The following is a 25,781-nucleotide window of genomic DNA, read 5'->3' on the forward strand; positions in this document are numbered from 1 at the left end:
TTTATAAAAATGAATAAAAATATATTAGTAGTAACAACAATAGGGTTACTTTTTTCGCTTCAGTCTTGTAAGCAAGAAGTCAAAAATGATTCAGTAATAACTGAAACAATAAATCCTTCAGAAAAAACATATCAACCAAAAGTATTTGATGCTTCAAAATTTGAAACAAAGATTAACTCTTTAATCTCTCAAATGACACTTGAAGAGAAAATAGGTATGCTCCATGGTAATAGTATGTTCTCTACTGGTGGTGTAGAACGTTTAGGAATTCCTGAATTAAAAATGGCAGATGGACCTTTAGGTGTTCGTGAAGAAATTTCACGCGATTCTTGGGCAGCAGCTGGTTGGGATAATGATTTTGCAACTTACTATCCTGCTGGAGGTGGTTTATCAGCCACTTGGAATATAGATTTAGCCTATGTGTTTGGAAATAGTGTTGGTCAAGAATTGAGAGCTAGAGATAAAGACATGTTACTGTCTCCTGCAATCAATATTATAAGAACACCATTGGGAGGAAGAACCTATGAGTATTTTACAGAAGACCCGTTCTTAAACAAAAAAATATCAGTGCCACTTATTATTGGTTTACAAGATAATGATGTGATGGCTTGTGTAAAACATTATGCTGCCAATAATCAAGAAACCAATCGTGATTTTGTAGATGTTCAAATTGATGAACGTACACTTCGTGAAATTTATTTACCTGCGTATAAAGCTGCTGTAACAGAGGCGAATGCTTATAGTTTAATGGGAGCTTATAACAAGTTTAGAGGCGAATATTTATGTGAGAATGATTATATGTTGAATAAAGTTTTACGTGATGAATGGGGTTTCAAAGGGGTTGTGGTTTCAGATTGGGCTGCGGTTCATTCCACAGTTAAAACTCTAGAAAATGGCTTGGATATTGAAATGGGAACACCTACAACTAATTTTAATGAGTTCCTATTAGCAGATAGGTTAATTGCTGCAGCAAAAGCTGGAGATATTTCAGAAGAAGAAATTGATAAACATGTAAAACGTATTTTAACCGTATTATTTCAAGTGAAAGCTATTGATGGTGAAGGACGTGTTAAAGGTAGCATTGCAACAGAAGCTCATTATAAAGATGCTTATGATATTGCAGCTGAATCTATTGTGTTGTTAAAAAATGATAACAATGTATTGCCTTTAAATTTAGAAGATATAAAGTCTATTGCTGTTATTGGAAATAATGCCACTAAGAAAAATGCTTTAGGCGGATTTGGAGCTGGCGTAAAAACAAAAAGAGAAGTAACACCTTTAGAAGGTTTAAAAAATAGATTGCCAGAATCTATTACTATTAATTATGCAGAAGGTTATTTAGAACGTTATGATGATAAGAAAAAAGGGAAATTAGGTGATATTACTTTAAATGGACCTGTAACTATTGATGAATTAGATGCTGCTAAATTGCAAGAAGCTATTGATGCTGCTAAAAAATCAGATATGGTTATCATTTTTGCGGGTTCTAACCGTGATTATGAAACCGAAGCCTCAGACCGTAGAAGTTTAGAATTACCTTTCGCACAAGAAGAATTAATAAATAAAGTTAGAGCGGTTAACCCTAATACAATTGTTGTAATGATTGCTGGTGCTCCATTCGACATTGTAGATATTAGCGAAAAATCACCCACATTAGTTTGGAGTTGGTTTAATGGTTCTGAAGGCGGAAATGCTTTAGCCGATGTTTTGTTAGGTGCCATTAACCCTTCAGGTAAATTACCTTGGACCATGCCTAAAAAACTTGAAGATTCACCTGCACATGCTACACATAGTTTTCCTGGAGATAAATCTGTAACATATACAGAAGGCATTTTAGTTGGATACCGTTGGTTTGATACAAATAAGATAGAACCTCTTTATCCGTTTGGTTACGGATTGTCATATACAAATTTCGAGTTCTCAGATTTAAAAACAGACAAGAAAACCTATAAAGCATCAGATGTTATTGAGGCAACTTTTACTATCAAAAATACAGGAGATGCAGATGGTAAAGAAGTAGCTCAATTATATGTTTCAGATCCAAAATCTTATGTTGAAAAAGCGGCACAAGAATTAAAAGGATTTAAAAAAGTATTTGTAAAAACTGGTGCCACAGAACTTGTAACAATACAATTACCTGTAAAGGAATTAGCATATTACAATGAAGTTAAAAAAGAATGGCTAGTAGAATCTGGTACATATAATATTAAAATAGGAAACTCTTCTAGAAGTATCAAGAAAGAAATTCAAATAAATGTTGAGTAAGATGAAAATAGTAAATAGCCTTATTGTTAGCTTAATGCTAATGGTGTTTTCTGCTTGTAGTTCAAGCAGTCCTTCTGATGAAAAAACTGATCCAGATCCAGTAGTTACATATACCTTAACCACCAGTGTAAATAGTATAGATCTTGATAATACAGAAAGTAATGAGGATATAACGATTACTACAAATGTAGATTCATGGGTAATTAGCAGTTCAGGAACAAGCTGGATAACGTTAAGCAAAAGTTTAGGTACAGCAGGGGCTACCGTAGTTAAAATTACAGCATCAGAAAACACGAGTATTGTAGGGCGTTCAACTGAAATTACTGTAAATGCAAATAATGTTTCTGCAGTTAAAATAACTGTAAATCAAGCAGGGGTACCTTCAGCAAATGGTATTTATCCAGATTATAATACAAACCCTATTCCTGCAGATGCCGCAGGTATGAGTAGTACAGCAGTAGAAATTGCAGCAAACATAACTTTAGGTTGGAATATAGGTAATAGTTTAGAAGCAACAGGGAGTGAAACAGCATGGGGTAATCCTCTTGTTACAAAACAATTAATAGATGCTGTTAAAGCAAATGGCTTTAATGCTGTAAGAATACCTTGTTCTTGGAATCAATATTTAACAGACGATGTTAATGCTAAAATAAAAACAGAATGGCTGGATAGAGTTAAGGATGTGGTTCAATATTGTGTTGATAACGATATGTATGCGCTATTAAACATCCATTGGGATGGGGGATGGTTAGAAAACAATATCGGTGAAACTAATAAGGTAAATGTTAATGCAAAACAAAAAGCATTTTGGGAACAAATAGCAACTCATTTTAGAGATTTTGATGAGCATTTATTATTTGCAAGTGCTAATGAACCCGCAGTAGAAAATGCTACACAAATGGCTATTTTGAACTCATATCACCAAACATTTGTAGATGCTGTTAGAGCAACAGGAGGTAAAAATGCATACAGAACTTTAGTAGTTCAAGGTCCTTCTACCGATATTGAAAAAACCAATGATTTGATGACAACATTGCCAATAGACACTGTTTCAGATAGAATGATGGCAGAAGTACATTATTATACACCTTGGCAATTTGCAGGACTTACCGAAGATGCATCATGGGGAAAAATGTTTTATTATTGGGGTTCAGGTTTTCATTCAACTACAGATACAGAGCGTAATGCAACTTGGGGAGAAGAAGCTGAATTAGACGGTTATTTTCAATCTATGAAAACGAAGTTCGTAGATCAAGGTATTCCCGTAATTCTAGGGGAATTTGGAGCTATTAGGCATACAACGTTAACAGGTGATGATTTAACATTACATTTAAATTCGAGAGCTTATTATTTAAAATATTTGGTTCAACAAGCAAAAGCAAATGGTCTATTACCATTCTATTGGGATGAAGGTAGTATAGGAAATAATGGTTTTGGTCTTTTTGATAGAAGTAATAACACCGTATCTGATCAACAAGCAATTGACGCACTTATAGATGGACTTAATTAATAGAATTATTTAGTTTTTAGTTTGAGTTAGTTTTTTTAAGATTCTTGTTTGGAGTTTTAAACAAGAATCTTTTATTAAATCATTTGACAACCTAATACGAACTATATATTATTTAGATTTATGAAACATTCTCTTTTTAAATCATTTTTCATTTTTATTTTAACGCTAAGTGTTGGGGCTCAAAATGCTTCAAAATTTTTTCCAAAGGAAAATTTAATGTCAATTGGCATATACTATTATCCTGAGCATTGGAACCATAGTGAATGGGAACGCGATATTAAAAATATTTCAGAATTAGGTTTTGAATTTATTCACCTAGCAGAATTTGCATGGATAAACATGGAACCTCAAGAAGGTATTTATACGTTCGAATGGTTAGATGAGGTGATTAACCTTGCTGCAAAATATAAATTAAAAGTTATTTTAGGTACACCAACAGCAATTTCTCCCGTGTGGATGGGTATAAAACACCCCGAAATTTATGCTATGGGTTCAAATTACTTACGGGCAGAGCATGGTACAAGGGCACAACAATCGTTAAGTAATCCTATTTGGAAAGATTTTTCAAAGAAGATTATTTCAAAATTAGGCGAACGCTATGGAAATAATACAACAGTTATTGGCTGGCAATTAGATAACGAACCTGAGGCTAAAGAAGATTACAGTCCATCGTCGCAAGAAGCCTTTAAGTTGTGGTTAGAAAATAAATATAAAACCATTGATGCTTTAAACACCGCTTGGGGTACTGCTTTTTGGAGTCAAACATATTCAGATTTCAATCAAATTAAAATACACAATGCTAATCATGTAGGCTGGTGGGGAGCTAACCCTCATGCTTTGTTAGATTTTAAGCGTTATTCAGCAGATACACAAGCTAATTTTTTAGATTTTCAAGCCAATATATTACGATCGCTAATTTCTAAAAATCAATACATAACTACTAATTACACAGCCACTACATATGGAGCAGACCCAAGACGTACTAAAGAATTAGATTTCAATGCTTTTACAAGTTACCCTAACAAAGGGCAAGCTAATATTGGTGACAACGGATTTAGACTTGGAGACCCTAAAGAAATTTCGTTTGCATTAAGTTTCTTTAAACCAGAAAATACAGTATCTGGTATTATGGAGCTTCAACCAGGTTTTGTTAATTGGGGTAATATAAATCCATTATTACAACCTGGAGCTTTGCGCATGTGGTTGTATCATTGCTTTGGAGGTGATTTGTCATTCGCTTGTTCGTACCGTTATCGTCAAATAAATTACAGTGCAGAACAGTATCATAGTGGTATTACAAAACTAGATGGTGTTAGCTTATCGCAAGGCGGAAAAGATTATAAGCAAGTTATTAATGAAATGAAAATTTTACGAGATGCATATAATCCTAAAGCTAAAAAGCCTTCAGAATTAGTAAAACGAAAAACAGCTTTATTGTGGAATTATGATAATTTATGGAGTATGAGTCGGCAAGGGCAAACGAGCCAATGGAATACTTTATCCTTTTTTCAGAAGTATCTAGAAATAAGTAAATCCTTTGGAGCTCCTTCAGATATTATTTATGATGACGATGATTTAAACGATTATAATGTAGTCATTATTCCTGCTTTTGAATTGGTTGATGATGCCACAATTACAAAATGGAAAGATTATGTTAAGCAAGGCGGAAACCTTGTATTAACCTTAAGAACGGGAGTTAAAGATAAAAACGGACATTTATTTCAATCTGCTTACGGAGAAAAAATATATCCGTTAATTGATGCTAAAATTGATTATTTCGATCATTTATTGCCAAATATGAAAGGCACAATTTCAATTAACAATACAGAATATTACTGGAATAATTGGGCAGATTTAGTAAATGCTAATAAACCAGAAAATGTATGGGCAACTTATACCAATCAATTTTATGCTGGTAAAGCAGCTGTAGTTACTAATAAAATTGGTGAAGGAACGGTAACTTATATAGGCGTAGATACGGATGATGCACAATTAGAAAAAGATATTTTACGTAAAGTATACAGTAATGCAAATATATCTACAGAAAATTATCCAGAAGGTGTTTATGTACAATGGCGTGATGGTTTTTGGGTAGCCGTGAATTATTCATCAAATAATTATCAATTAGAAATACCAAAAAAAGCTAAAATATTAATTGGGACAGACATCGTAAAACCTGGTGGTGTAACAGTTTGGGTAGAAAAATAGTATACGAATGAAGAAAATAATATACACTTTAACTTTTGTTTTATTAGGACTAGTAAGTTGTAAAAAGCCTAATGAAAAAAAAACAGAAAAAGTTTCACCAAAATACGAGGCTAATTGGGAATCGTTAGCCAATTATAATGAAACTGCCGAATGGTTTAAAGATGCTAAATTCGGGATTTACGCCCATTGGGGAGTGATGTCGGTTCCTGCATTTGCAAACGATTGGTATGCAAGAAATATGCATATAGAAGGCTCTAATGAATTTAAGCATCATGTAGAAACCTATGGTGAACATTCAAAATTTGGGTATCATGATTATGTTCCTATGTTTAAAGCTGAAAAATTTGATGCGAATGCTTGGGCAGATCTTTTTGAAAAATCTGGAGCTAAATTTGCAGGATTAGTAGCCGAACATCATGATGGATGGTCTAACTGGGGAAGCAAAATTAATCCGTGGAATGCTGTTGATATGGGGCCAAAAAGGGATCTTCTAGGAGAACTTAGTGCTGCTATTAAGAAAAAGAATATGAAGTTTGTAGCATCGTTTCATATGGCACGAAATCTTCAAATATTTAAAGAGCAACCCGAAAAATGGTTAAATGATACATCGTATTTTCCGTATAATCCTAAACTGGCCACATCTTCTGAAGACCCGCTTTTAGCCAAAATGTATGGTAACATATCAAAGGAAAAGTTTAATAACGATTGGATTGGTCAGCTAAAAGAAGTGATTGATAATTACAGTCCAGATTTAATTTATTTCGATAGTCAAACTCAAAAAATACCAGAGTCTTACAAAAAAGAATTTGCAGCTTATTATTTTAATAATTCAGTTGAAGAAAATAAGCAAGTGGTGTTTACACATAAAGAAGGTGAATTTCCGAAATCTGTAAGTCTTGAAGATTTTGAAAAAGGGCGCATGAACAAAATCACTAAAGATTATTGGCTAACAGACGAAACCGTATCGGTTGGTAGTTGGAGTTATACCAATACTTTAGGATTAAAAAAGGCTGATGAAATAATTCATGTATTAGCAGATGTAGTAAGTAAAAATGGTGCTTTAATGCTTAATGTATCTCCAATGGCAAATGGCATTATTCCCCAAAATCAACAAGATATATTGTTAGAAATAGGAGATTGGTTAAAAACAAATGGTGAAGCTATTTATGCCACTCGACCATGGAAAGTTTTTGGAGAAGGACCAACCAAACAAGAAAAGTCGGGCATGTTTTTAGATAAGATAACATATACACCACAAGATTTACGCTATACAAGAAAGGGTAATGTTATTTATGCTATTGTTTTAGGGTGGCCAGGAAATAATAAACCTTTAACTTTAACTGCGTTTACAAATGCTGTTTCAGAAAATCAAATTCCAAAAATAGATAAGGTTTCTATGTTAGGCTATAAGGGCGAAGTTTCTTTTTCAATAGATGGGAATGGATTACATTTAAAAACACCTAATCAAGAAATTGATAATAAAGCTTTTGTTATTAAAATTGAAACTAAATCATAAAAATTACAACACATGAAGTTAGTCTTTTCTTTACTATTTTTTGTTTTTACTATATTTTCATATGGTAATGTAGAATTACCATTATTATTTTCAGATGGTATGGTTTTACAACGAAATAAGCCTATACCTGTTTGGGGTTTGGCAGATGCTAATGAGAAAATAGTTATTCGTTTTAATAATCAAATTGTAAAAACAAGGGCTAACAAAAAAGGAGCGTGGAAGGTTAGTTTAAAGCCTGAAGTAGCTGGTGGACCTTACACATTATCTGTCAGAGGAAATAATACGATGACATTAAATAATGTTTTAGTAGGTGAAGTTTGGATTTGTAGCGGACAATCAAACATGGAATTTACTGTTAACCGAGCTATGAATTTTAAAGAAGAATTAAAGGATGCCAATTATCCTATGATTCGTCATTTTTTAGTTGAAAAAGATATGGGGTCTAAACCCGAATCGAAATTAAAATCAGGAAACTGGGAAATTTGCGATAAAACGACAGTAGGTGATTTTTCAGCTGTTGCATACTTTTTTGCTAAAAAAATATATAACGAACTTAAAATCCCTGTAGGCATTATTCATTCTTCGTGGGGAGGGACTCATGTTGAAACTTGGACAAGTAGAGGTGCTTTTGAAGGAAGTGATGAATTTAAAAGTATGATTGCTAAAATGCCCAATATTGATATTGATTCACTTTTAGAAAAGCAAATGCAATTGATTACAGATAAAGTAGAAAAAATACAAGGGTCTAAAGTATCAGCTGAAAACGAATCTTCTTATAAAGATATTGAATATAATGATGTTAATTGGCCAGAAATGCATGCGCCAGAACTATGGGAAAATCAACAGTTAACTAATTTAGATGGTACCGTTTGGATGCGTAAAACTATTACCATTTCTAAAGAAGACGCCAATAAAGAAGGCTATCTTGAATTAGCAAAAATTGACGATCAAGATTCAACTTACGTCAATGGTACCTTTGTTGGAACCACTAAAAGATACGACGAAAAAAGAGCTTATAATATTCCTGAACATGTTTTAAAGGAAGGGAAAAATGTTATTGCTATTAAAATTTTTGATTATGCTGGTGGTGGTGGTATTTGGGGTGAAGCTTCAAATTTAAAACTTACAACACAAAATACAGTCATTTCTTTAGCCGGTCTATGGAAATTTAATGTGGTTGATATAAAAAGTCAAGTATCTCCAAATAGTTACCCATCATTGCTTTATAATGCTATGATAAATCCGTTGATTCCTTATGCATTTCAAGGGGTATTGTGGTATCAAGGCGAAGCGAATGTAAATAGAGCAGAGCAATACAAAAAGGCATTTCCTTTAATGATTGAAGATTGGAGAGCAAAATGGAATCAAGGCCATTTCCCTTTTTATTTTGTGCAATTATCAAGTTACGATGAATTTGGTGGAAACAATAGTAATATAGGTAGTAAATGGGCAGAACTTAGAGAAGCTCAATCTTATACGTTACAAACGGTTTCTAACACGGGAATGGCTGTAACGACTGATATTGGTAATGCCAAAGATATTCACCCAATAAATAAACAGGATGTTGGTAAAAGACTAGCAGCTATTGCTTTAAAGAATATTTATAAAGAGGATGTTGTTTTTAGTGGTCCCACTTATAAGTCTATAGAAATAAAAGAAAATAAAGTTATAATCACTTTTGATAATGTTGGAAGCGGTTTAATGACTCCCGATAAATATGGGTATATAAAAGGTTTTGAAATTGCTGGTGCAGATAAAGTTTTTCATTTTGCAAAGGCTTATATAAAAGACAACAAAGTTGTTCTTTATAATAAAAATGGATCTATTCCCGTTGCTATTCGTTATGGTTGGGCTGATGATGCAGGTGATTGTAATTTATATAATAAAGAACATTTTCCAGCATCGCCTTTTAGAACTGATACATGGGAAATGCTTACTAAAGATGTGAAGTACTCATTAAATTAACCCATGTTATTTATGTTTTCATTTTCAAACATAAATTCATTTCTTTCATTATAGATTACATTTTCTTTAGTGAGAATATCAATAGGAAGATAGATTTTGTTATTTGGTATTGTCTTTTTGTTTAAATAGTTAACCATAAGTCGAATAGATTCATAACCTTGATCGAAAGGTTTTTGAGATATTAAAAATGAAACGGTATCATTTTTTAAACAGGCAATATTTTGTGGTGTATTGTCAAACCCAATTAGTGTAAGTTTTTTTAATTCATTTTTTTCGATGTAATCAGCAAAAACATGTATTCTACTTGATGGAATAAAAATGCCTTTTATAGCCTTATGTAGTTTTAAAAACGAATTAATTTTTTCTTTGGTTTCCTTGGTGTTATTCAGGTTTTCAATAGTTAATATTAATGTTTCTTCTTTTATATTGTTTTTAGAAAAGTAATCGTTAAAGCCTTCTATTCTTTTAGAAATAGCATTGTTTTTAGTCGTTTTATATCTGGATTGAATGATTAAATAATTAGATTGCTCTGGTAAGCTTAAGTGCATTAATTTTCCAGCAATATAACCTGCTGTGTATGAGTCCTGACCAATAAAAGCTTCATTCTTAAATCCTTCTATGTCAATATTTAAAAACATATATGGGATTTTTAGTTTTTCTAATTCATTTACAATTTGCTTTGTTTCTTCTATAAAAATCGGGACTATTAAAACGGCTGTTGGTTTTGTTTTTAGTAATGTTTTGAATGTGTTTAAGTAAGCGTGTGCATTGTATTGATTAAATGTATAACAGTTTACTTGTGTGCCTATATTTTTAACATCTTCACTTGCTTTTAGAATGCCTAAATAAGGAGATTTCCAAAATAAATCGGAGTCATTATATTCTGGAATTAATGTTGCAATTTTATGGTTATTCTTCAATGCAAGTGCACTAGCTACAGGGTTTACCCTGAATTTTCTTTTTTTAATGATTTCTCGAATTTTAGCTTCTGTTTTTTTAGAAACGCCACCACGATTATGTAAAACTCTGTCTACTGTGCCTTCTGATACGTTTGCTTCTTTAGCGATGTCTTTTATTGTAATCATATATCTTAATAGAAAATAAAACCTGTGTTTAAGAAAAAATATGAAGCAAGTTAGTAATAATATTTAAATTTACGTGTGCGCACACTATTTTTTAATATATTTGCTATAATGATACATGTAAAATAAGTTTTTAACTAATAAATAAGTAATTATAATAATGAGCAAAGTAATCGTTTTAACAGGTGCTGGAGGTGTTTTGTGTAGCACTTTAGCAAAGGCACTAGCCAAAGAAGGACATAAAATAGCGGTTTTAGATTTAAGAAAAGAAGCTGCCGATACTATAGCTAGTGAAATTAATGCTAACGGAGGTGTCGCAATTGGAGTCGAAGCCAATGTGTTAGAAAAGGCATCATTAATAGCTGCAAAACAAGTAGTTAATGATGCGTTAGGAGCTTGTGATATATTAATAAATGGGGCAGGAGGCAATCACCCTTTAGGAACAACTTCAAATCCGCATTTGTTAGAAGAAGATCTTGAAAATGATACCGATGGTTTTAAAACGTTTTTCGATTTAGATCCTAATGGAATCAAATTTGTATTTGATTTGAATTTTATAGGGACCTTGCTTCCTACACAAGTTTTTGCAAAAGATATGGTTGGTAAAAAAGGATGTAGTATTTTAAATATTTCATCAATGAATGCTTTTACACCTTTAACAAAAATACCAGCATATAGTGGAGCAAAGGCTGCTGTTTCTAATTTTACACAATGGTTAGCAGTACATTTTTCAAAAGTAGGGATTCGTGTAAATGCTTTAGCTCCTGGTTTTTTCTTAACAGATCAAAACAGAACGCTTTTAACTACTGAAACAGGCGAGCTAACACCAAGAGGGAACACGATAATAGAACAAACTCCTATGGGTAAATTTGGTGAGCCAGAAGATTTAATAGGAACAACCTTATGGTTATGTGGTGAAGGATCATCGTTTGTAACAGGAGTTGTTATTCCAATTGACGGTGGATTTAGTGCATTTAGTGGCGTTTAATTGAAGAGAATATAACAAGGCCTTCCCTTGGTGCATCAGTTGAAATTGTCATTCCTGTGAATTGGGGAATCTAAAAAAATAAAAGATAAGCAATGAAACATTCATAACTAAATTTTTGATATTTAAGGAAATCATTAAATGAATGTTACATGTGACCGATAAAAAATAATAATTAAGAACACATGAAAATGGAACAAACATGGCGATGGTACGGACCAAATGATCCTGTATCATTATTAGATATAAAACAAGCAGGAGCAACAGGTATTGTTTCGGCTTTGCATCATATTTCAAACGGAGAAGTTTGGACAATTGATGAAATTAATAAACGTAAAGCGATTATTGAAGCCGCAGGGCTTACCTGGAGTGTTGTTGAAAGTATTCCAGTACATGAAAATATAAAAACACGTTCTGGTAATTTTCAAGCATATATAGAAAATTATAAGTTAAGTATAAAAAACTTAGCAAGTTGTGGTATCAAAGTGATTTGTTATAATTTTATGCCTGTTCTTGATTGGACTCGAACCGATTTAGGTTTTAAAGTTGAAGATGGTTCTAAAGCATTAAGGTTTGATGTGATTGCTTTTGCAGCTTTCGAGTTGTTTTTATTAAAACGACCAGGTGCTGAAAATAGTTATTCTGAAGCACAACAAAAACAAGCCAAGGTTTATGTTGATAATCTTAATGAAGATGAAAAAACAATCCTGATAAATAATATTATTGCTGGATTACCAGGAGCAGAAGAGGGATATACTCTAGAACAATTTCAAACCATCTTAGATACATATAAAGATGTTAGTGCAGAAGTATTAAGAAATAACTTAGTGTCATTTTTACAAGAAATAATTCCTATTGCGGCAGAGAATGAGGTGTTAATGTGTATTCATCCAGATGATCCACCATATCCTATTTTAGGTCTACCAAGAGTGGTGAGTACAGAAGCAGATTACGCGTATTTATTTGAAAAAGTGCCATCTATTTCTAACGGAATTACTTTTTGTACGGGTTCTTTAGGAGTAAGAGCTGATAATGATTTGGTGCAAATTTTCAAGCATTTTGCAGATCGTGTTCATTTTTTACATTTAAGAAGTACACAACGTGACGAAGCTGGTAATTTTTACGAAGCTAATCATTTAGAAGGTGATGTAGATATGTATAGCATTATTAAAGAAGTTTTAATAGAGCAAAAAAGAAGAGTAGAAGCAGGAAGAAAAGATGCAGCTATTCCTATGCGTCCAGATCATGGTCATCAAATGTTAGATGATTTAAATAAAAAAACGAATCCAGGATATTCTGGAATTGGAAGATTACGAGGCTTAGCAGAATTGAGAGGTTTAGAATATGGAATTTCTAAAAGTTTAGTTTAGTAATATTCAATAGTAATTTATAAAAAAGAAAAGGTCTTCAAATCGTTATTTGAAGACCTTTTTTGGTTGATTAGTAGGTCGGTTTTATTTCTTTCTAATACTACCAGAAGAACTATCTGTTTTATCAACTTTTTCTGGATTTCCATAATATTTTATATCACCTCCGCTGGTGGCTTTAGCGGTTAATTCTTTTAATGTGTTTACTGTAATATCTGCGCCGCTAGTTGCTTTTACCTGACTAGATTCTGCAATTAAATTTTCAGCTTTAATATCACTACCACTAGTAGCTTCAGCTATTAACCTTTCTGTTTTTCCAGATAATCTTAAATCGCTACCACTTGTAGATTTACAGTTTAAAACAGAAGTGTTCACTTCTAAAGTCATATCACTTCCACTTGTGGTTTTAAGTTTTAATTCTTCTGCATTTATGGTATTTGTTGAATACACATCGCTACCACTGGTAGAAATAATACTAGAAATAGCTTTAAAGTTTACAATTACTTTTTTTGAAGTCGCTCTACCAATATTTTTTTTAGTGTGTATTTTTAAAACTCCATCTATAACTTCTGTTATAATAAGCTCGTGCAAATTTTCATCTGCTTCAACCAAGATGCTTTCATTATGGTCTTGTGTTAGGTAGACATCTAAACCTTCAGTTGCTTTTATGGTGGTAAAAGCGCCGTCAATAATACGCTCTTCTGTTTGTACATTACCATTTCCTCGAACTCCAGAGTTCATATTAATATCGAAATTACAAGATAATAGGCTTAAACTTAATATAGTAGCTACAATAATTTTGATTAGTGTTGTCATGATTGTTCGTTTTTTGATTGATGAATTTTGTTGGTTGAAATATCTTATTTGTTGTTTTTTAGTGATGAGTTGTTAGTGTTGTACTTAATTTTTATTCGTCTAGTTTTTCGATTGCTAATTTTCTTATTTCAGAATCTTTGTCAAATTTGGAAATATGCTTAAGATTAGATTTTGAAGTCATTTTATTAACTGCCAGTTTTCGTACTTCAGCTTCTTTATCAAAACTAGCTATATGAAAAAGATTAGATTCCGATTCCATTTTATCAACAGCTAACTTTCTTACCTCTTCACTTTTATCAAAACTAGCAATATGAAATAGGTTAGACTCTGATTTCAATTTACTGACCGCCAATTTTCTTACTTCTACATCTTTATCAAAACTGGCAACATGAAAGAGACTAGATTCTGATTCTATTTTTATGCCGTTTGAACCAATATTTACTTTAACGTCTTCAGACGTAGCTTTAATACCATTTCTATCTATTTTTATAGTATTCTCGTCTGAATTAATTTCTATACCATTTTCATTAATTTTTACTTCAGGCGTGTTTACTTCTACTTTAAAATTTTCCTTTTCTTCAACAGGGCAGTCTAAGCATTCAATATCGTTTTCTAGAATTCTTAAGTAATGATTTACATCTTTTCTAGTTGTTAAATTCCAATCATATTTTCGACTAATCAAATAAGATTTGGTGTTATTATTAAATTTTATAATAGTATTCTCTGGTAGATTTAAAATAACATTTACGTCTTGATCGCTAAATTTATTTTCAGGATTTGTAGTTAAATAAGAATTTAAATAAAGTGTTCCATTTTTTAATTCGAATCCATAATCAATGCTTTTAGCACGTTCAATAGATTTATCGTAATTTCTTCCGTCAGCACTTTTTTCAATTGAAATTGACGCAATGGAATCTGATGTTGATTTTACAATAATCTCTACATTAGAGGAATAGAGTGTTTTTACTCCGTTTTCATCATTAGCTAATTTAAAATCATTAGATCTGTTAAAATTAGTGCTATATCTATCATTCCCTTTCATTTTAATATTCAATGTATCATTTGAGGTTATTTGTAATACTGTTTTTTCAATAACTTTTTCTTCAAATGCATGTTCGCTAGCTTCTCTAATACCTATAATAGCAAGTCCTATAATTGACATAAGCCACAAACCTAATAGAGTGAATTTAGCAATATTACCTATGGATTTTAGGTTGTTAATAAGGATTTTTAAACCCAAGTAGAATAAGAAAAAGAATGGAACTCCTACTGCAAAAAATATTAAAAGTGAAGCTAACCAAACAGGCGTACCACTAGCTATAAATATATCGGCTAAATCTGCTCCAGGAATATGAATAACATTTACAACGCCTAAAGAAAACAAGCCAATTATTAATGAAATTAAAGTAATAGCACCAATAATAATAAGTAAGATGCCAATGAATTTTGCAAAAACTTTAAAGAAAAACATAATAATATCTGCAATGGTATCAAAAAATGTTCTTGATGAAGATTTAATGTTTTTTCCTTGTTTGGTGAAATCAATATTCTTTGCCGAATCAGAAACATTTTTTGCAGCTCCCGATACAGAGTCGGTTACATTTTTAGCAACATCGCTTACCGTTTCAGATACGGTTTCAAAACCGTCTTTAATTTTTTTTCAATATTACTAATGTTAACAGGCTCGCCCGTCATCATTATTTTTTCGGCAGTTGTTTTAGCCTCAGGTACTAATATCCAAAGTAGAATATAAAGTAAAACTCCTGTGCCAGCTCCAAATACTAACAGTATCCATGCTAAACGAATCCAAATAGCGTCAATTCCAAAGTAATGTGCTAAACCAGATGAAACGCCACCAACATACGAGTTATCCGTATCTCTAAATAGTTTTCTAGAAGGAGATGTTTTTCTTTTGTAAGATGTTTGTGGTTCATCTTCAAAAATTTCATCATCAACCAAATAATCTTCTGGTTGTCCCATGATTGAAATCACTTCGTCTACCTCTTTAAGCCCAATAACTTGTTTATTGTTTTGTACCCGTTCGTTAAAAAGTTCGGAAATACGTGCTTCAATATCGGCTATAATTTCAGATCGCCCTTGAGAATCAGTAAATGAACGTTTTATAGCCTCAAGATAGCGTTGTAGTTTTAAGTACGCATCTTCATCTATGTGAAAAAATATACCTGCTAAATTTATGTTGACTGTTTTATTCATTTTTTTGTGTTTTTTTGGCTTGTTACTATAGTTACTGCATTATGTAATTCACTCCAAGTGGTGTTTAATTCTTTTAAAAACAGTTTTCCTGTTTCGGTTAAACCATAATATTTTCTTGGTGGTCCAGAGGTAGATTCTTCCCATCTGTAATTTAAAAGTCCTGCGTTTTTAAGGCGCGTTAGTAGCGGATAAATGGTTCCTTCTACCACAAGCAACTTCGCGTCTTTTAAGGTGTCTAGTATCTCTGCAACATAGGCATCATCGTCTTTTAAGACCGATAATATGCAGAATTCTAAAACCCCTTTACGCATTTGTGCTTTTGTGTTTTCTATCTTCATGTTCTTAAGCGATTTAATATTGTGAAACTGTTCATTTTTTGATTGATTTGATTATTGATGAAATGTATATTTATTTTAAAAAATTGATTGTAAAGGGATATTTGTAATAGGCACCATCTCTGGCTTTTAAACTGGCTAATACGATGAATACTAGTTCAAGAATAAAACCTATTATGGCTAAAACTCCTAATCCACCACCTATATAAAGTAGGGGAGATGGTTTGCCAATATTAATATGAAAATCATGAAAGCCATTAAAATCTATAAAATCTAATCCATTAAATATTTTGAATATAAAAAACGGAATGGTAAGTGTGCCTAAAATGATGGCATACAGGAATATACTCATTTGAAAATTGATAGCTTGTTTACCATGATTATCTATGAACTCCGATTTTTCTTTATTTGCAGTCCATAATATAATGGGACCAATAAAATTTCCAAACGGAATTATAAACCTACTAAAGGTTGATAAATGAATGAACGTAGCTATGTTTTTTTGATGATTATCTAACATGATTTAAAAGTATATAATAGTATCTTATACAAATATATGTCTAAAAGAAGGTACTTTGTTACGCATAGTACTAAAAATTAACATAATTTTAACGTTATTTAGTCTGAATTATTTTCGATATTTTTATAGAAATATATCTAATATGAAGATGACGCCTAGTAAAATCAATATGTTCAATATGCTTAAGTTACCTGCAGCATATTTTACTGGAGTGAGAGTTAAATCTATTACTAATGATACCTGTGTGGTAACTGTTAAACATAGATGGATCAATCAAAACCCATTTAAATCTATGTTTTGGGCTGTTCAGGGTATGGCAGCAGAACTTACTACTGGAGTGTTAATGTTAGCTAAGATTCAAGAATCTGGTAAACGTATTTCTATGTTAGTAACGTCTAATAAATCGGTGTTCACAAAAAAAGCGACAGGAAGAATAACATTTACTTGTAAAGATGGAAACTTAATTAATGACGCATTAAACAAAACGATTGAAACAGGTGAGGGGCAAACCCTTTGGATGGAGTCTGTTGGTGTCAATGAAGAAGGTGTTGTTGTTGCTACTTTTAATTTTGAGTGGAGTGTTAAGGTTAGAAGTAAGCAGTAGGCAGTATTCAGTAAGCAGTAAAATAATTATCGTTTATACTTTAGGTCTTAGCGCCTTTGCGCGAATATCATTTTTAAGTAAACAGTTCTTAAAATTAATAAGTTACAAAACAGAGTGATACCGAGAAACTAACTAAGATTCATAGAAATTGTTTATTAGTAATAAATCCTCCGTGCATCTCTGTGTAACCTCTGCGAAACTCCGTGTAACTTTTTTATTAGAATTTTAAAAACTTTGTAACAAATAGCTAAATATTTCAACATATAAACGAATCAACAAAAACATAATAAAATGACAGCACATGAAATAGACTATAGAATTTACGGCGAAGAAATGCAGTATGTAGAAATAGAACTAGACCCACAAGAAGGTGTGGTTGCCGAGGCAGGTAGTTTTATGATGATGGACGATGGCATTAAAATGGAAACTATTTTTGGAGATGGTTCTAAAAATGATAGTGGCTTTTTAGGTAAAATATTAGGAGCAGGTAAGCGTATACTAACAGGTGAAAGTTTGTTTATGACAGCTTTTTATAATGATTTAATAGGTAAACGAAATGTGTCTTTTGCATCGCCATATCCTGGTAAAATTATCCCTATTGATTTAGCTCAATTTGGAGGAAAATTTATTTGTCAGAAAGATGCTTTTCTATGTGCAGCAAAGGGTGTTAGTATCGGTATTGAGTTTTCTAAAAAGTTAGGACGCGGACTTTTTGGTGGCGAAGGGTTTGTTATGCAAAAGCTTGAAGGCGATGGTATGGCATTTGTTCATGCAGGAGGCACTATGGCTAAAAAAGAGTTGCTTGCTGGAGAAATATTACGAGTAGACACAGGTTGTATTGTAGGTTTCGATCAAACAGTAGACTATGATATTGAATTTGTAGGAGGTATAAAAAATACGGTGTTTGGTGGTGAAGGTTTGTTTTTTGCTAAATTACAAGGACCTGGAACGGTTTATATACAGTCTTTGCCATTTAGTAGATTAGCGGGTAGAGTTTTAGCTTCGGCAACTAGGAGCGGAGGGAAAAGTAAAGGAGAGGGTAGTGTTTTAGGAGGTTTAGGAGATTTACTGGATGGAGATAATCGATTTTAATTGTTAAAGTTTATATAAAACCGTAAATCAATTTAATTTTTGCTTAAATTTAGATGTTAAAAAAACCTAACGCCTATAAATAAATCTACTTTTAATTTAAACCAAAATCCAAATAGTATTATGGCAAGAGCAATGCTTGAGTATACTAAAACTGTACTTAAAAAAGTTAGTTTTGATGCTACGTTGTTTTGCAAAGAAGTACAAAAGGCAGTAGAACGTTTACTACCTTATGAGATTGAAGAGCTTAAAATTTTTATTCATTCTATCGTACAGCAAAACCCAGAATTAAACCAATGTTTAATTTATTTAAAACCATAAAAAAAGCGACCTTTTGGTCGCTTTTTTTATTGAAAATAATTTCCCTTGGTTCTTATGCTGAGGGTAATTTAGTTTTAATAAAATCTTATTAACGTTTATTTGGTAACGGACTTATAATTTTCACATTTTGAAAAGCAATAGCGCCTCTTATAATGCCAGCAATAACATCTTGTAATGCTTCTACAATTTGCATTTTCAATTCACTTTTATGATAAATAATACTAACTTCTCTTGCTGGTGACGGTTCAATAAAATAATGTAAGTTTTCTTTTTCTTTATCATTTATATCTAAAGTGTGTAAATAAGGAAGCAGTGTCATACCTAGCCCTTCATTTGAAAGTTTTACAAGTGTTTCAATACTACCACTTTCTAGTTGAAATTTATCATCTTCATGATTTTTAAACGCTTTACACAAGTTAATTACACCATCTCTAAAACAATGCCCGTCTTCAAGAAGTAGCATATCACTAATATCTAAGTCTGATATGTTAATTTTTTTGTTCGTATGAAGTCTATGTTCTTTAGGAATATAACATACAAAGGGTTCAAAGAAAAGTACACGCTCTTTAATATTCTCGTTTTCTAAAGGCGTTGCAGCTATAGCGGCATCTAAATGTCCATCTTTAATTCTGTTAATTATTTCTTCAGTAGTTAATTCTTCAATTTTAAGTTTTACTTTGGGGTGCTTCTTTATAAATGTTTTTAAAAACATAGGTAGTAAAGTAGGCATTATAGTAGGTATGATGCCTAGTTTAAACTCACCGCCAATAAATCCTTTTTGCTGATCGACGATGTCTTGAATTCTATAAGATTCATTTACAATATTTCGTGCTTGAGTTACTATTTTTCTGCCCACATCTGTAAGTTCGATGGGTTTTTTACTTCTGTCAAAAATTTGAATGCTTAGTTCATCTTCTAACTTTTGAATTTGCATACTTAATGTAGGTTGTGTAACGAAACATTTTTCTGCAGCTTTAGTAAAGTTTTGATTTTCGGCAACAGCCAGAACATAGTATAATTGTGTAATAGTCATGAGTTATCAATTTAGGCTATAAAAATATAAAAACTATCAATAAAATTTATAGTTTAAGCGGTTAATTATAGATTAAATTTGTAATAAATAAAAAAAGAATATTATTATGATACTAAATAGTATAGGTTTAGATACTGTAAAAACTAAAGAATTAGCTGACGATTTAAATAATTTATTAGCTAATTTTCAATTATATTATCAAAATTTAAGAGGTATACATTGGAATATTAAAGGTAAGCGTTTTTTTGATTTACATGTAAAGTTTGAAGAGCTATATACCGATGCAAATATGAAAGTAGATTTAATTGCTGAGCGTATTTTAACTTTGGGAGAAACACCTTTGCATACTTTTCAGGATTATGCAGCTAAAGCACAAGTGCCTGTTGGAAAAAATATTTCGCAAGATGAAAAAGCAATTGTTTTAATTGTTGATTCTTTATCAGAATTATTAAAAATAGAGCGTGTTATTTTAGAAAAATCTGCTGATGCCAATGATGAAGGAACGAACTCAATGATGAGCGATTTTATTACTGAGCAAGAAAAAACGGTTTGGATGATGAAAGCATGGTTAAGTGAAACCATGTAATTTTCACAAAACTTATTAATAGTAAAAAAGACCTTGAATTCATTTTTAAGGTCTTTTTTTATAATAAACCTCTAGCCTTAATTTCTAGATATTTGTTAATGGTATCTACTGTAAGGCTTTCAGGAGTGGTAAGTATCGAGTGTATACCATATTTTTTAAGTTCGTTAACAATCAGGCGTTTCTCAAAATCAAATTTTTCGGCAATTACTTTGTCATATACTTGTTGTACGGTTTCTGCTTTGCTTTTTATTAATATATCTAATTCGGTATTTTTAAAGAATATAACAACTAGTAAATGACTTTTGGCAATAGCTTTTAAATAGGGTAATTGCCTGTTTAATCCGTCTAAAGTTTCAAAATTGGTATACATTAATATAAGACTTCTATTCGTGATGTGTCGTTTGATACTGGCGTATAATCGGCTAAAATCACTTTCAAAAAAATCGGTTTTTACATTATACAACGACTCTAGAATCAATTGCATTTGCGAGCTTCTTCTTTCGGCAACTACTATATTTTCAATACGTTTAGAAAAAGAAAACATGCCTGCTTTATCGTGTTTTTTAAGTACAATATTGCTAATTACTAATGTGGCATTAATAGCGTAATCTAAAAGACTTAAACCATTAAAAGGCATTTTCATAATACGCCCTTTATCTATAATAGAATAGACAGGTTGCGATTTTTCATCTTGAAATTGATTCACCATTAACTGGTTTCGCTTTGCAGTAGCTTTCCAGTTTATGGTACGTAAATCGTCGCCTAAAACGTAATCTTTTATTTGCTCAAATTCCATAGAATGTCCTAATCGGCGTACTTTTTTAAGTCCGTATTCTAAAGAATTCTGATTAATATTTAATAGTTCAAACTTTTTTAACTGCTTAAAACTTGGGTATGTAGGCACCATAGCGCCATTATTAAACGTAAACCGTTTAGCGACCAGATTTAAAATAGAACAAGCATAAATATTTAAGTTACCAAAGTGATATTCGCCACGTTCGGTAGGTTTTAAATGGTATTGAATAGACTTCGTTTTACGAGACGCAATAGATGCTTTAATTTTAAAATCACGCATTTGAAATTGCTCGGGCACTTCATCAATAACTTCTATATAAATTAAAATAGGGTAGTTATTTGTAATGTTTAATTCTATTTGGTTTTTATCACCATTTGAAAATTTGTCAGGTAAAATTCGTGTGGCTTCAACTTTATTTTTTCCAATAAATACCATTAGAAAATCTAAAGTAAATAGTAGAATTAAAACTAAAATAGAAAGTTGTGCAATATTGAATACTATAGGAATGAAATAGCTTAAAGCAAACAAAACCACAATGCCAATGCCAGCATAGAAAAAACGTGGTTGTATGTAAAATGGTTTAAAGAATTTCATTAAAGCTGTTTATATGTTGATTTGTTTTTGTTTAGGTGTTGATTTTTTTATTTAAAAGTCCAATTTAATTCGTCAATTATAGGGGTTTTTAATTCTGATATTTTTTCCTTAAAAACATTTACATTTTCAATAACTCTTTTAGGGATAATTAAAGACATATCTGTATTGAGTTTTAGCAGAAAATGATTTTTTAATTCTATTAATGATTTTATTTCTGAAGTCTTAATTTTACTTTCACTTGTATCATCATGCATGTGAATATAATTTTCATTAAATTCTAATTTTACTAACTTATCTATCCTATTTTTATAGTTATCTTTAATGTGATTTTTATAATGTTTTATATGATTTTTTTTTGCCCTAATGGGGTATAAAAAAAACCATAAAACGGCAAACACTAACATTATTAAAGGGAAAAAAAGTTTATTGTCTGATAGATATGAAAATATTCCCAAGATTATAAAAAGAACAGGATTGATTATTCTTATTTTAAACCTTTTACTTTTGATGCGTTTTGATTTTGAGGCTTCGTAAAGTTGATGTTCTAAAAAATCATCGTTTGTTAAAGAATATTCTAATGTCATATTATTCGTTTTCAATAGCTTTTCCTATGTCATCAATTTCACTACCATTACCAATACCTTTTGGGTTGTCTCCATATTCATTTGATCCTACTTCACTATCAGCAAAAAGCATCCAAAGCGCATAAAAAGGAATGATTTGATACCAACCACTATTTCCTCTGTCATGACAGCGTTTCGCTCCTTGAGACAATAAGAACCAATATAATGGGATCCAAATTAGCATTAAAATAAATGGCGATAGTTGACCAAATTCTGAGGTTAAAGCACCTACGCCAATACCTATAATAACGTATATCAAATAACTTAGTCCGTATTCGGTTCTTCTTATTCTTCCTTTAAATGAAAATGGTTTTTTAAACATATTTTTTATTTGTTAAAAGTTAATAGATATAACAAATGATTTACTGCACACTGCCAACTGAAAACTACCTCGGTATCTCAACAGTTTCAATAATTTGTTTAATAATTTGCTTGCTTGTTACACCTTCCATTTCCCGTTCAGGCGTTACAATAACTCTGTGGTGTAAAACAGGAATGGCTGCACGTTTTATATCTTCAGGCGTTACAAAATCGCGTCCACTCATGGCTGCAAAAGCTTTACTAGATTTTAGAATGGCAATAGATGCTCTTGGCGATGCTCCTAAATATAAAAACTGATTATTACGTGTCGCTACAATAAGTTCTGCTATGTATTTAAGTAAATGCTGTTCTACTAAAACTTGGCTTACTAAGTTTTGAAAATTAACGACTTGATCTCCTGTTAAAAAGGATATGATTTCATCTGTTTTTATTTTTTCTTTTAGAAGGTGTTCTCTAGAAATGATTTCAATTTCTTCTTCTAAATTTGGATAATCTACATCTATTTTAAATAAAAACCGGTCTAATTGTGCTTCTGGTAAACGGTAAGTTCCTTCTTGTTCAATAGGGTTTTGGGTGGCTAATACTATAAATGGAGCATTGAGTTTGTATTGGTTACCATCTATGGTTATTTGCTGTTCTTCCATAACTTCAAACAGAGCTGCTTGTGTTTTGGCTGGCGCTCGGTTAATTTCGTCAATTAGAATCATGTTAGAGAAAATAGGACCTTTTTTAAATTCGAATTCAGAATCTTTTAAATTAAAAACCGAGGTTCCTAATATATCACTTGGCATTAAATCTGGTGTGAATTGAATACGACTAAACCCAACACTTAACGACTTGGCCAATAATTTTGCTGTCACTGTTTTTGCAACTCCAGGTACGCCCTCTATTAAAGCGTGTCCTTTTGCTAAAAGCGATGCAATAAGCATGTCGACCATATCTTTTTGCCCCACTATAACTTTACCAACTTCGTCTTTTATTTTTTGAACACTTTGTTGGAGTTCAGATAAATCCAATCTGTTTTCAAATTGTAAATTATTAGTATCTTCCAATGCACTACTATCAATAGATGCTACAACATCTTCTTTTAGTGTTGATTCTGGCTGGTTTTGTGGTTCTTTATTTTCGTCCATAATTATTTTGAATAAAATGCTTCTATGTGTCTGTTTAATTTTATTAAGTTGTCTTCAAAAAACTCATTTTTAGTTCGTAACCAATTTATAAAATCAATCAATTTTTTCACGTCTTCTTTTTTCTTTCCTGTTTTAGATGTTAATTTCTGAATGAAATCATCATTTAAGATTGTGGTATCGATATTAAAATCGCTTCTTATTTTTTCTAAAAAGTACGTTATTTTTTTATCTATTAAGTTTTTATGATCTTGAGTTTCAAAATATAAATTCGATATTGTTTTAACAAAAGCTATTGTTGTGTTTTGTAATGGTTTTATAATTTTAATAATACGCTGCCTGCGTTTAGCATTGAAAATCATGAATAGTAGCCCAAAAATAAGTGCTGTATACCAAGCCCATCTAAATGAGAGTTGTTCTAAAAACCAACTCAAATTTGATTCTTTTTCTACATCACCATTATAACCTGTTTGTATTTTTGTGTATGAATCAAAATAGATATTATTTTCTGGTAAATACGATATAATACCTTCAACATATTTATATCTATCTTCTTTTAAAAGGTTATAGTTTGTAAAGGCTTTGGGTTCTAAATGCAAGTAAATAGATCCTTTTCCAAAAGGAACTTTAATAAAATTAACGTGTTTGTAATCAATTTTTGAATATCCTAAGACGATATGATTTATAGAATCATATTCTGAAAAATATTGATCGCTAGCATTTTTATCAATTTTAACAGCTTCAATATTAATATGTTTTAGTGATAAATATGAAATACTATCTCTTTCATTTTCAATATAATCAACACTAACATCTAGAGTGTCATGAATTTTTTGGGTGAAGTAATAATCTGATATAAAAACAGTATTACCGTTATCGGCAAAGTTTAATAATTCATCAACCGATTCGTCTGTTAAATAATCAGAATTCCCAATAATAATAAAACTGCCTTCTGCAACATGTTCGCCATAACCACCTTCAGAATTTGCTCTTAAATAACTAGCAGGTTGGTGGTAAACGGTTCTAATTTTCTGATCTTTAAAAAGGTTTGATAATTCTTTATAAAAAACACTTACGCCATAAGGCTTGTTACTTTTTTCATTAAAAGATTCTTCCCAATCTACCGTTTTAGTGTTTTTAATACCTATGGCAATGGCAGCTGTAACAATTAAAGCGGCAATAACGAAAACTATAGGCAGTGCTTTTTTCATTATTTAATATGCTTTAAAAGGGTTTCGAAATTACTTTTAGCATTGTTATACTGGTTAGCATCTAAAGGAAATTCGCCATACCAGATATAGTTGTACAAATATGATGTGTATGCAAATGTATCACTAAAAGGTCTGCTGTTAATTTCGTTTAAGTACTCTGCATTGGTTTTGTCGTCTTCAAATTTTATATAATTTTTTAAGCTTAAGTTTTTTAATACAAGCAGATAGTAAAAGCGGATAGCAAGCCTGTAATCATTGCTGTTTTCAGCATTTTTAATTAATGAGGATATATTCGCGTTTTCAATATTTTCTGCCGTTATGTCTTCATAATTATTAATTTTTTGATGTTGTTTAGATGAGAATAATCCAGAACCACCTTCATTAAATAGAATGTAAACCAAGTAAGCAACTGCAATAACTAAAGCTGCATAAAATAACCAAGCTAAAGGGCCTAGATTCATGCTGAAACTATTAGAATCATTGTCTTCTTTTATGCGGGGTTTCTTGTTTTGGTAATCTTCATATTTACCAGAACCGCTTGGGGTTTCTCCAACTATTTTTTTGCCTTCGTAATTATATTTACTACCAGAGTAGTGGTCTTTAAAGTCGTCATCAAATTGTCTTATTTGTTCTGGTTCTTGAAAATTAGAAGAACAAGACGCTGTTTGATAATTTGCGATTATCAAAAGT

Annotated in this window: 24 protein-coding genes; 11 read left to right on the plus strand and 13 right to left on the minus strand. The window is 31.4% G+C overall.

The genetic code is table 11. From position 1 onward, the window contains the following. Positions 1 to 9: 9 nt before the first annotated feature. The 5 genes from RHP49_11395 to RHP49_11415 all read left to right on the plus strand — a co-directional run bounded on the left by RHP49_11395 (position 10) and on the right by RHP49_11415 (position 9,464). Positions 10 to 2,265, plus strand: a complete 2,256-nt coding sequence (locus RHP49_11395) for a glycoside hydrolase family 3 C-terminal domain-containing protein (protein WNH11508.1) — start codon at positions 10 to 12, stop codon at positions 2,263 to 2,265. 1 nt (position 2,266) lies between these two features. Further along, the gene (locus RHP49_11400) at positions 2,267 to 3,775 is read left to right on the plus strand and encodes a cellulase family glycosylhydrolase (protein WNH11509.1); all 1,509 of its coding nucleotides are present in this window, start codon (positions 2,267 to 2,269) and stop codon (positions 3,773 to 3,775) included. 216 nt (positions 3,776 to 3,991) lie between these two features. Then, a complete protein-coding gene (locus RHP49_11405) occupies positions 3,992 to 5,983 on the plus strand; it encodes a beta-galactosidase (protein WNH11510.1) in 1,992 nt (663 codons plus the stop codon). A gap of 7 nt (positions 5,984 to 5,990) precedes the next feature. Then, entirely contained in the window at positions 5,991 to 7,499 is a 1,509-nt protein-coding gene (locus RHP49_11410; GenBank protein ID WNH11511.1) for an alpha-L-fucosidase, read from the plus strand. Between the two features lie 12 nt (positions 7,500 to 7,511). After that, positions 7,512 to 9,464 carry a sialate O-acetylesterase gene (locus tag RHP49_11415; GenBank protein WNH11512.1) on the plus strand — a complete coding sequence of 651 codons (1,953 nt, stop codon included), beginning with the start codon at positions 7,512 to 7,514 and terminating at the stop codon, positions 9,462 to 9,464. Here the strand turns inward: RHP49_11415 and RHP49_11420 are convergent. Then, complete coding sequence (locus RHP49_11420; GenBank protein WNH11513.1) at positions 9,461 to 10,549, minus strand: substrate-binding domain-containing protein; 1,089 nt, start codon at positions 10,547 to 10,549, stop codon at positions 9,461 to 9,463. The two genes, RHP49_11415 and RHP49_11420, sit on opposite strands and share 4 nt — an antisense overlap. A 157-nt stretch (positions 10,550 to 10,706) precedes the next feature. Between RHP49_11420 and RHP49_11425 the strand changes: the two genes are divergently transcribed. Next, complete coding sequence (locus tag RHP49_11425; GenBank protein WNH11514.1) at positions 10,707 to 11,534, plus strand: SDR family oxidoreductase; 828 nt, start codon at positions 10,707 to 10,709, stop codon at positions 11,532 to 11,534. Positions 11,535 to 11,722: 188 nt separating this feature from the next. After that, a complete protein-coding gene (gene uxuA / locus RHP49_11430) occupies positions 11,723 to 12,901 on the plus strand; it encodes a mannonate dehydratase (protein WNH14416.1) in 1,179 nt (392 codons plus the stop codon). A gap of 84 nt (positions 12,902 to 12,985) precedes the next feature. Here the strand turns inward: uxuA and RHP49_11435 are convergent, their stop codons facing one another. The 5 genes from RHP49_11435 to RHP49_11455 form a co-directional block, all read right to left on the minus strand. Continuing rightward, on the minus strand, positions 12,986 to 13,714 hold the full coding sequence (locus tag RHP49_11435; GenBank protein ID WNH11515.1) for a head GIN domain-containing protein: 729 nt from the start codon (positions 13,712 to 13,714) through the stop codon (positions 12,986 to 12,988). A gap of 91 nt (positions 13,715 to 13,805) precedes the next feature. Then, positions 13,806 to 15,185 carry a hypothetical protein gene (locus RHP49_11440; GenBank protein ID WNH11516.1) on the minus strand — a complete coding sequence of 460 codons (1,380 nt, stop codon included), beginning with the start codon at positions 15,183 to 15,185 and terminating at the stop codon, positions 13,806 to 13,808. A gap of 146 nt (positions 15,186 to 15,331) precedes the next feature. Further along, complete coding sequence (locus RHP49_11445; protein WNH11517.1) at positions 15,332 to 15,928, minus strand: PspC domain-containing protein; 597 nt, start codon at positions 15,926 to 15,928, stop codon at positions 15,332 to 15,334. Next, positions 15,925 to 16,266, minus strand: coding sequence for a PadR family transcriptional regulator (locus tag RHP49_11450; GenBank protein WNH11518.1), 342 nt, complete (start codon positions 16,264 to 16,266; stop codon positions 15,925 to 15,927). Before RHP49_11450 ends, RHP49_11445 begins: the two co-directional genes overlap by 4 nt. Positions 16,267 to 16,336: 70 nt before the next feature. Beyond that, positions 16,337 to 16,783 carry a DUF4870 domain-containing protein gene (locus RHP49_11455; protein WNH11519.1) on the minus strand — a complete coding sequence of 149 codons (447 nt, stop codon included), beginning with the start codon at positions 16,781 to 16,783 and terminating at the stop codon, positions 16,337 to 16,339. Positions 16,784 to 16,925: 142 nt separating this feature from the next. Here RHP49_11455 and RHP49_11460 point away from each other — a divergent pair, with 142 nt between their 5' ends. The 3 genes from RHP49_11460 (at position 16,926) to RHP49_11470 (ending at position 18,797) form a co-directional block, all read left to right on the plus strand. After that, positions 16,926 to 17,387: a DUF4442 domain-containing protein gene (locus RHP49_11460; GenBank protein WNH11520.1), complete on the plus strand. Its 462-nt coding sequence runs from the start codon at positions 16,926 to 16,928 to the stop codon at positions 17,385 to 17,387. A 291-nt stretch (positions 17,388 to 17,678) separates the two neighbouring features. Then, positions 17,679 to 18,479 carry a TIGR00266 family protein gene (locus RHP49_11465; protein ID WNH11521.1) on the plus strand — a complete coding sequence of 267 codons (801 nt, stop codon included), beginning with the start codon at positions 17,679 to 17,681 and terminating at the stop codon, positions 18,477 to 18,479. A gap of 120 nt (positions 18,480 to 18,599) precedes the next feature. Then, entirely contained in the window at positions 18,600 to 18,797 is a 198-nt protein-coding gene (locus RHP49_11470; protein WNH11522.1) for a hypothetical protein, read from the plus strand. A gap of 88 nt (positions 18,798 to 18,885) precedes the next feature. On the opposite strand, the gene RHP49_11475 is transcribed toward RHP49_11470, so the two are convergent. Then, the gene (locus RHP49_11475; protein ID WNH11523.1) at positions 18,886 to 19,830 is read right to left on the minus strand and encodes a LysR substrate-binding domain-containing protein; all 945 of its coding nucleotides are present in this window, start codon (positions 19,828 to 19,830) and stop codon (positions 18,886 to 18,888) included. A 106-nt stretch (positions 19,831 to 19,936) separates the two neighbouring features. Between RHP49_11475 and RHP49_11480 the strand changes: the two genes are divergently transcribed. Then, complete coding sequence (locus tag RHP49_11480) at positions 19,937 to 20,416, plus strand: Dps family protein (GenBank protein ID WNH11524.1); 480 nt, start codon at positions 19,937 to 19,939, stop codon at positions 20,414 to 20,416. A 58-nt stretch (positions 20,417 to 20,474) separates the two neighbouring features. Here RHP49_11480 and RHP49_11485 read toward each other — a convergent pair whose 3' ends face one another. The 6 genes from RHP49_11485 to RHP49_11510 form a co-directional block, all read right to left on the minus strand. Then, on the minus strand, positions 20,475 to 21,806 hold the full coding sequence (locus RHP49_11485) for a DUF58 domain-containing protein (GenBank protein WNH11525.1): 1,332 nt from the start codon (positions 21,804 to 21,806) through the stop codon (positions 20,475 to 20,477). A gap of 47 nt (positions 21,807 to 21,853) precedes the next feature. Continuing rightward, positions 21,854 to 22,390, minus strand: a complete 537-nt coding sequence (locus RHP49_11490) for a YcxB family protein (GenBank protein WNH11526.1) — start codon at positions 22,388 to 22,390, stop codon at positions 21,854 to 21,856. A gap of 1 nt (position 22,391) precedes the next feature. Further along, positions 22,392 to 22,751: a DUF805 domain-containing protein gene (locus tag RHP49_11495; GenBank protein ID WNH11527.1), complete on the minus strand. Its 360-nt coding sequence runs from the start codon at positions 22,749 to 22,751 to the stop codon at positions 22,392 to 22,394. 64 nt (positions 22,752 to 22,815) lie between these two features. Then, entirely contained in the window at positions 22,816 to 23,883 is a 1,068-nt protein-coding gene (locus RHP49_11500) for a MoxR family ATPase (GenBank protein WNH11528.1), read from the minus strand. A gap of 2 nt (positions 23,884 to 23,885) precedes the next feature. Continuing rightward, positions 23,886 to 25,091 (minus strand): DUF4350 domain-containing protein, encoded by a 1,206-nt coding sequence (locus RHP49_11505; GenBank protein WNH11529.1) that lies wholly within the window; start codon positions 25,089 to 25,091, stop codon positions 23,886 to 23,888. After that, entirely contained in the window at positions 25,091 to 25,777 is a 687-nt protein-coding gene (locus RHP49_11510) for a hypothetical protein (GenBank protein WNH11530.1), read from the minus strand. The genes RHP49_11505 and RHP49_11510 overlap by 1 nt, the downstream gene beginning before the upstream one ends. Positions 25,778 to 25,781 lie beyond the last annotated feature (4 nt).

The organism is Flavobacteriaceae bacterium HL-DH10 (genome assembly GCA_031826515.1).
GTDB lineage: Bacteria > Bacteroidota > Bacteroidia > Flavobacteriales > Flavobacteriaceae > Thalassobellus > Thalassobellus suaedae.

Bases quoted from the DNA above. Each gene is read 5' to 3' on its own strand.
- RHP49_11400 (WNH11509.1), top strand. From the start codon at position 2,267: ATGAAAATAGTAAATAGCCTTATTGTTAGCTTAATGCTAATGGTGTTT.
- RHP49_11415 (WNH11512.1), top strand. From the start codon at position 7,512: ATGAAGTTAGTCTTTTCTTTACTATTTTTTGTTTTTACTATATTTTCA.
- RHP49_11455 (WNH11519.1), bottom strand. From the start codon at position 16,783: ATGTTAGATAATCATCAAAAAAACATAGCTACGTTCATTCATTTATCA.
- uxuA (WNH14416.1), top strand. From the start codon at position 11,723: ATGGAACAAACATGGCGATGGTACGGACCAAATGATCCTGTATCATTA.
- RHP49_11450 (WNH11518.1), bottom strand. From the start codon at position 16,266: ATGAAGATAGAAAACACAAAAGCACAAATGCGTAAAGGGGTTTTAGAA.
- RHP49_11465 (WNH11521.1), top strand. From the start codon at position 17,679: ATGACAGCACATGAAATAGACTATAGAATTTACGGCGAAGAAATGCAG.
- RHP49_11470 (WNH11522.1), top strand. From the start codon at position 18,600: ATGGCAAGAGCAATGCTTGAGTATACTAAAACTGTACTTAAAAAAGTT.
- RHP49_11420 (WNH11513.1), bottom strand. From the start codon at position 10,549: ATGATTACAATAAAAGACATCGCTAAAGAAGCAAACGTATCAGAAGGC.
- RHP49_11445 (WNH11517.1), bottom strand. From the start codon at position 15,928: ATGAATAAAACAGTCAACATAAATTTAGCAGGTATATTTTTTCACATA.
- RHP49_11435 (WNH11515.1), bottom strand. From the start codon at position 13,714: ATGACAACACTAATCAAAATTATTGTAGCTACTATATTAAGTTTAAGC.
- RHP49_11460 (WNH11520.1), top strand. From the start codon at position 16,926: ATGAAGATGACGCCTAGTAAAATCAATATGTTCAATATGCTTAAGTTA.
- RHP49_11410 (WNH11511.1), top strand. From the start codon at position 5,991: ATGAAGAAAATAATATACACTTTAACTTTTGTTTTATTAGGACTAGTA.
- RHP49_11490 (WNH11526.1), bottom strand. From the start codon at position 22,390: ATGACATTAGAATATTCTTTAACAAACGATGATTTTTTAGAACATCAA.
- RHP49_11500 (WNH11528.1), bottom strand. From the start codon at position 23,883: ATGGACGAAAATAAAGAACCACAAAACCAGCCAGAATCAACACTAAAA.
- RHP49_11505 (WNH11529.1), bottom strand. From the start codon at position 25,091: ATGAAAAAAGCACTGCCTATAGTTTTCGTTATTGCCGCTTTAATTGTT.
- RHP49_11495 (WNH11527.1), bottom strand. From the start codon at position 22,751: ATGTTTAAAAAACCATTTTCATTTAAAGGAAGAATAAGAAGAACCGAA.
- RHP49_11485 (WNH11525.1), bottom strand. From the start codon at position 21,806: ATGAAATTCTTTAAACCATTTTACATACAACCACGTTTTTTCTATGCT.
- RHP49_11480 (WNH11524.1), top strand. From the start codon at position 19,937: ATGATACTAAATAGTATAGGTTTAGATACTGTAAAAACTAAAGAATTA.
- RHP49_11425 (WNH11514.1), top strand. From the start codon at position 10,707: ATGAGCAAAGTAATCGTTTTAACAGGTGCTGGAGGTGTTTTGTGTAGC.
- RHP49_11405 (WNH11510.1), top strand. From the start codon at position 3,992: ATGTCAATTGGCATATACTATTATCCTGAGCATTGGAACCATAGTGAA.
- RHP49_11475 (WNH11523.1), bottom strand. From the start codon at position 19,830: ATGACTATTACACAATTATACTATGTTCTGGCTGTTGCCGAAAATCAA.
- RHP49_11395 (WNH11508.1), top strand. From the start codon at position 10: ATGAATAAAAATATATTAGTAGTAACAACAATAGGGTTACTTTTTTCG.
- RHP49_11440 (WNH11516.1), bottom strand. From the start codon at position 15,185: ATGTTTTTCTTTAAAGTTTTTGCAAAATTCATTGGCATCTTACTTATT.